The organism is Pedobacter sp. 01T416_2 (genome assembly GCF_056398925.1).
The window spans coordinates 1-7,007 of the sequence record NZ_JBFTQI010000275.1 but is presented as its reverse complement, the minus strand read 5'-3'; the positions used below and the strand labels follow the sequence as shown (position 1 = coordinate 7,007).

Annotated in this window: 4 protein-coding genes; all 4 read right to left on the bottom strand. The window is 38.7% G+C overall.

The annotated features are described in order from the left end of the window. On the bottom strand, window positions 1-1,133 hold a 1,133-nt coding region (locus tag AC1DPQ_RS13135; RefSeq protein ID WP_477609659.1), incomplete at its 3' end, for a RagB/SusD family nutrient uptake outer membrane protein. Between the two features lie 32 nt (window positions 1,134-1,165). Beyond that, window positions 1,166-4,498, bottom strand: coding sequence for a SusC/RagA family TonB-linked outer membrane protein (locus AC1DPQ_RS13130; RefSeq protein ID WP_477609657.1), 3,333 nt, complete (start codon window positions 4,496-4,498; stop codon window positions 1,166-1,168). 274 nt (window positions 4,499-4,772) lie between these two features. Continuing rightward, window positions 4,773-5,891 carry a FecR family protein gene (locus AC1DPQ_RS13125; protein WP_477583582.1) on the bottom strand — a complete coding sequence of 373 codons (1,119 nt, stop codon included), beginning with the start codon at window positions 5,889-5,891 and terminating at the stop codon, window positions 4,773-4,775. Between the two features lie 145 nt (window positions 5,892-6,036). Continuing rightward, on the bottom strand, window positions 6,037-6,621 hold the full coding sequence (locus AC1DPQ_RS13120; RefSeq protein WP_477583580.1) for an RNA polymerase sigma factor: 585 nt from the start codon (window positions 6,619-6,621) through the stop codon (window positions 6,037-6,039). Between the last annotated feature and the right edge of the window lie 386 nt (window positions 6,622-7,007).

Below are 7,007 nucleotides of genomic sequence, written 5' to 3'. Positions count from 1 at the left end.
GCACTTAAGGGGTTTCTGCGGTATTTAACGATATCGTAAGACCTTGACGATTGGCTGGAAGTAGCCGATAACCAGTATTTATAACGGGAATCACTCGCTCCGGCTGTTGCCTTTTCGTAAATATAATCTGCGGCATCCTCAATCAAGTAAAAACCCCTAGTGCCACTTTGAAACCAATTGTCTTTTATTTCTTTTGCAGCACCTGGAATGTACCATCCAAAAACGAGTTCCTTATAAAGAATACGATCTTTTTTCGAATCTTCGAATGCCTCAAAATCACTTTTTGCTGTCCATGGGAATTTTTTCGAGTCAATAACCTCCTTAGCGTTAAGTAAGGCCTTAACCTTATCATTTTTATAAAGGTAAACCCGGGCAAGCGTTCCGCATACAGCATAATAATTTAAACGATGCCTTCTGTTCTGTAAGAAAAGACTTGGGTTTTTCTCTTCTGTATTTTTCAGCGTATCGGTTACTAAGGGATAATTCACCATATAACTGGCACTCCGAATCGGATCTACAACCAATAATTGTTTCGACTCTTCCAGATCTTTGATGATCAAATCAAGGGTTTCTGATACGTTAGCAACGGGAGTAATCTCTTTCGTGTATTTATTAGCATATGGAATTCCTTTTGCAGAGGGGTTTCTCAAATAAGAAGGCGCAAAAAGACGCAACAGGTCGAAATGCAAGTATGCTCTTAAGGCAAGTGCTTCTCCTTTGACAATGGAATAATTGGCGCCACTAAAAATGCTCCTTTTTGCATCTACATTTTCAAGGATCAGGTTACAGTTTACAATGGCATTGTATAAACCGGCCCATATTTTATCCTTGCGCTTGATAAACTCTCCATGTTTATAATTGTACAATGAGGTCTGTCTGTAATCCTGTCCGTCATCACGCATCGAAAAATTTTGGGCCAGCACCTCTGTTGTGCCAAATGTGAGTTCTTTACCGTACAGATCTGATTCTGTACTACGGTTATATACGCCGTTTATGGCTTCCATAAAGCCATTTTCTGTACTGAATAAAATTGGAGCAGCAATTTCTGATTCCGGCTCAACTTCCAGCCATTTCTTGCAGGAACTCAATAACCCTGTTATCAAGACAAGGCATATTAACAATCTAATTTTCATGTTCTTATATTTTAAATCTGTTCATTAATAGCTTAAAAAGCTGCTCTAACAGAAAAGGTTAAACTCCTCGTAAACGGATAATTAATGCCTCTTTCTTCTTTTACTGATGACCAGCGCACTACATCATTGGCCGTTATCTGAAACATGAGACTCGACATCGATAATTTAGATGCGATTTTTTTATTCATATCATAAGAAAGGTTTACTGATTGAAGATTGATCAGATTATCTGGCTGTATAAATCTCGAGCTTACATCAGTCTCGCCATTATCCGCTATATTTTTATAAAAAGAGAGGTCGCCAGACTGCTTCCACTTTTCTTCGAATACACGCTTATCAACATTATATTTTGGATCAGCATTTTCAACACGCTCTACCAGTGTCAGGTTATATTTGTCGCCACCGAAAAAAGTTTGAAACTGTACATACAGACTAAATCTTTTGTAGTTAACCGTTCCACCAAAGTAACCGCTCACTTTAGGATTAGGATCGCCAATTACAACATAATCTCTCTTATCGTAGTCGTATGTAAGTGTACCATCTTTTTTCAGGTATAATTCACGTCCGTTTTCCGGATCTATGCCTAGCGAGCGAACGCCATAAATGGCATTAAAAGGTTGCCCTTCGCTAAATCTAAGTAAGGGAATGCCCCTGTAACCACCATCTCCTGGTTTTACCGACTGCAATTCGTCTGCCCTGTCATTGTATTTTTTTAATGCGTTGGAGATTCTCACCACTTTGTTTTTGTTGGAAACCATACTTGCATTCAGGTTTACCGACCAGTCTTTACTTCTTACTGCATCTATGGTTAGCCCCAGCTCAGCKCCTTTGTTCTCCATGTCGCCAAGGTTTTCCTTATAAGACAGAAATCCTGTTGATGGCGGTAATGTAATATCGGCCAGAATATCTTTGGTAAACTTCTTATATATTCTCGGCGTAATCATTACACGATCTTTAAACAGACCGATATCGATACCAATATCCGTCATCCTCGTTTTTTGCCACCCAAGGTTATCATTTCCATAACTGTTTACTCCGGCACCAATACCAGATGAATACCAGTTTCCTGTATTATATTTATAAATGGTTTTTGATAAGTAAGGATCGAACTCTACCGAACCGGTGAGACCCGTAGAGGCTTTTATTCTAAGTTGGCTAATTACAGGATTACCTTGCAGAAATTCCTCCTGGTGTACATTCCATCCTAAGCCGAACGACCAAAAAGGAGCCAGTTTATTGTTCACTCCGAATTTTGAAGAACCATCAATACGAACGGTTCCATCCATAAGGTAGCGGTTTTTATAGGAGTAGTTCATCGTAAAGAAAGAACCAAAAAGTCGTGCTTTTTCGAGCCTGCTTTGCGGTTTTCCATCTTCAGCGTACCCCTTGGCAAATCCTATGCTCGTAAAACGATCATTAGCAAATCCGATAGCGGTAAATTCTTTTTGATCGCGCAGCTCTGTACGGGCATTTACACCTACTAATGCGTTAAAATAATTGCCACCAATCTGCTTTAGCCAGGTTAACCTGATATTACTATCCCAATAGGTTTCTTTCATTTCCCTATTCATGTATTCGCCCTTTTCATCTATTTTATCTGTTGTGTACAGGTAATATTTATTTGCTAGTGGAGAGGTGAATATGTCATCAGAATTTGACCGTGTGGTTACGCTCATTTGAGCCCTTAACCGAAGGTTGTTCGCCACCTCTACATCAGCAGAAAGGTTATCAATAATTTCGGTGTACTTCGATTTGTTGAAACTGCTTAAGCCAGCATCGAACAGCGGATTAAAAACATATTCTCTCGATCGATCTTGTTTTTCATATATATCAGAAATCCTCATCGTCATGCCATTGGCATCTTGCAATGGGTAATAAGGATTCATCCGTACATAATTAGAAAAATCGCCATATGGAGATTCGGTAGCGCCTACTTGTGTTATGGATAATTCATTTCTGAACTGAATTTTCTTTACATTATACTGAAAACTCATTCCTCCTGAATATTGGTCCCTTTCCGATCCTTTCATTGCTCCGGGCCTGGTTTGGTAACGAAGGTTTACATTGTACCGAAATGCTTGTGAACCTCCATCTAAATTTACAGCATGTTTATGCCCTATGGTATTACGCAGGGGTTGCGATAGCCAATAACTGTTAACACCACCAACAACATTGGCTTTTTTATGGTAATAGATTTCATCGAGCTGATCTTGAGATACCTGTTGTTTCGAAGAATTATATAATCCTGCCAAAACTTCATAATCTAGTTTTTCAGCTGCATTTAACACCTGATAATCAGTTAGATCTGCAGCGGTAAGATTCAATTCGTAGTTGTATTCTATCCTTAGTTTCCCTTCTAAAGGTATTTTAGTCGTTATCACAATTACACCATTGGCCGCGCGTGAACCATAAATTGCCGTTGCAGCCGCATCTTTTAATGAGGTAACCGATGCAATTCTATTCACATCCAGATCAAATACTTTCTGCACGCTTACTTCATATCCGTCAAGCATAAAAACAGGCATGTTCGCTGTTCCAAGAATATCATCTCTTCTCAGCACCTGCCCATCGCCGCTTGGCAGTGCAGAAGCTCCTCTAACATTGATAGAAGGAATTCTGTTGGGATTAGAGCCTGCAAGATTATTATCTATCAGTTTAAATGAAGGATCGAATGTTCCGATACTTTGAAGCAAACTCTGTGGGTTTACCCTTCTCAGCTGATCTCCGGATATCGTAATCGCATTACCGGTATAGTTATCTTTTTTAATCGTTTGATAACCCGTTACCACTACATCGTTCATTTGGGTCATCTTAGAGACAAGCTTAACGTTTAACGTTTTAGTACCTGTAACCTTGGTTTCAAACAAGTCGTAGCCCACATAACTAAAAACCAAAATGCTTCCTTCATCAACATTTACTTTGAATTCGCCTTTATCGTTGGTAATGCCTACGCTTGCACCATTTTTAATGGAAATATTAACGCCCGGAATGGTTTCTCCTGTAGCTTTATCAGCAACAACACCTTTTACTTCAATTTTGGCGTTAACAACTGCGGTTGGCGCCGGTAAATCCTCTTTACCGCTGATTACGACAGTTTTGTTAACAATATTAAAACTGAGGTTCTGATCTTTTAAAGCGGCATTTAACGCCTCGGTTAGCGAAGCCTTCATTAATTCTATAATTACTTCGGGTTTATCCTGCAACAACTGACCTTTATAAAAGAAAAAATAGCCCGTTTGCTTTTTGATCTCCTTAAAAACCTGTTTTAGCGAAGTTTTTCTTCGAGAGAGCGTTACGGTTTGTGAAAAGGTGGCTGCCGAAACATGTAGGGCACCAACCAGTAGTAAAATTGTAGTCAATTTCATGACCAATAAAAATTTAATCTTTACCCTCCGCATGTCGCACACGGGGTTGTAAAGGGTAGTTAATTTCATACCTTTGTAATGAATGAGGTTAAAAAATAGCAGCTGGGTTTCGAAGCAAGCTGCTTGTCCAAATTTCTACCGGAAGCGTTATCGCGCTTTCGGTTTTTTTTAAGGTAGGATGCTAAATTTCTGGTAGTTTTTTCATCATAAAGTTTAGTTAGTTCGTGAATTGGTTGGTTGATTTCTCGGCTGTTTAAAGAAAAGCCATTCTTGTTTAATTTCTAGTTACAGTGAGCACCTTGCCTTTTGCATCAATATGAACGTGATTAAGTTCTAATATTTTAAATACCTCTGCCAGGTTGCTATTTCTCGGAATTTCGCCTACATATTTTTCTGTTGAAATTTTGCCCTGATAAACTACATCTACATCGTACCAACGCGAAATTTGCCGCATAATGCTTTGGAGATCATCATTATCAAAAGAGAAAATATTATTCTTCCAGGCCATTTCTTTATCAATATCAATTTCCTGATCGACAATTAATTTAGCCGTGTTTATATTTAATTTCGATTGTTCTCCCGGGTGCAGATTTACACTACCAGAGGCATTGCTCACTTTTACAGCACCTTCTAAAAGCGTGGTTTTAACAGCGGCTTCATCATTATAGGCATTAATATTAAAATGAGTACCCAAAACTTCTACCGTCTGGCCCTCTGTTTTTACCCTAAAAGGGCGGGTATGGTCTTTTGAAACCTCAAAGTAGGCTTCTCCATTAAGTTCTACTACTCTTTCGTTTTTAGCAAAGGCATAAGGGTATTTTAAGGTCGTGGCTGCATTAAGCCAAACTTTTGTACCATCGGGCAGGCTTACCTGGTATTGTCCGCCGCGGGGCGTGCTAATCGTATTGGAGCCTGTAACTGATGCATTTGGGATTTCTTTAATGATGTATTCGAGCTGGCCGTTTTTTGCCTTACGGATTTCGATACCGTTTTGGCTCGCAATCTGACCGTTTTTAGCATCATCCAGATTTACCACCGTTCCATCGGCTAGTGTTAACATAGCTTTATTTCCACCTGGAAGAATATCTTTTAATTCGGTTTTAGCTGTTAATGGCAAAGTATTACGACCTGCCATAAAATAGAGTCCTACGCTAAAGCATAAAATAATACTGGCAGCTATCGCTATGCGCTTAACCGTGACCAATTTTACAGATCTTCTTCCTGGGCTTAACCGGTTCCATACTTCTTCTTTACTGGTTTCAATGAGCAAGTGGTCAGGAGCCTCTTTTTCGAAAGGCAACTGAAGGTACCATGCTTCTACAATAGCAATTTCTTCTGGCGTACAATGGCCTGCACGGTATTTATCTAAAAGCTTTTTTGCATTTTTCTCCATTAAAAAGAAATCTAGTTTGGTTGATTATTATATATACGGCGAAGCTATAGCCTTGGGGGTATCAAAAAATTATTTTTTTTTTAATAATTTGATTCAACACCCATTTAAAAGAAAAAAAATCGAATTTAAATTACAACCACAGTGGCTAACTATAGGTTTTTAACAAGAAAACAACATAAACTGCTACCCCAAGCCGAGTTTTAAGGATTCGTAGTGCTTTTTTAACCTGCGTTTTAACAGTTAACTCAGAAAGCCCTAATTCGACCGCTATTTCTTTATGCGATTTATTCTCTTTACGGCTTAATATAAATATTTCGCGCATTTTTGGCGGCAAAGCATCAATTTCCTGCTCAATTAATAGCGCCATCTGCTTTTCGCGCACCATATAGTCAGTTAACACATGATCTTGATCTATAAAATCCTGCAAGGAATCAACGTATTTGCTTTCTACTTTTTGATGCGCAAACACATCCAGTACACGGTTACGCACTGCTGTATATAAATATGCTGATAAATTACCATCAGGCGCTACCTGTAAACGTTTAACCCAAAGCGATTCGAACAACTGGTGTAATACATCCTTTGCTTCTTCATCGTCATTTAAGCGTTTATTGGCATGGATAAAAAGCAGGCCATAAAAGCGGTTATAAATTTCGGTAAACGCCAACTCATCACCTTGAGTTAACAAGAATGCCAATTCGCTATCAGAATATGAACCGTAAACACGCATAGAGATAACACAAAGATAATATAAATACAATCGGTTTCACTGGCTTGTATCGAGTCTTATCTTACTTATCTCTTGACATTTGCAATTTTTTACATAAATCGGCGTATTTTGCGCCCTAAAAAGAAAAACAAGCAGTTTTTAAAGCCTTTGTCATTAAAAAAAGACCAAAATAGATACAATTAGTTATTATTAGGTTTCAATTGACGAGATTCCGACAGCTAAATTATGCGTTTTCAACCACAGATGCACACAGATAAACAGGGATTTATAACTGCCAATAAACCTGACATACAAGCCTTAAACTTCGCGGCTTAATATTGCTGCATACGCTACCAGTACAATACAGATAAATGAGGCAATGGTTCTGATCCGATGGAATAAATTCC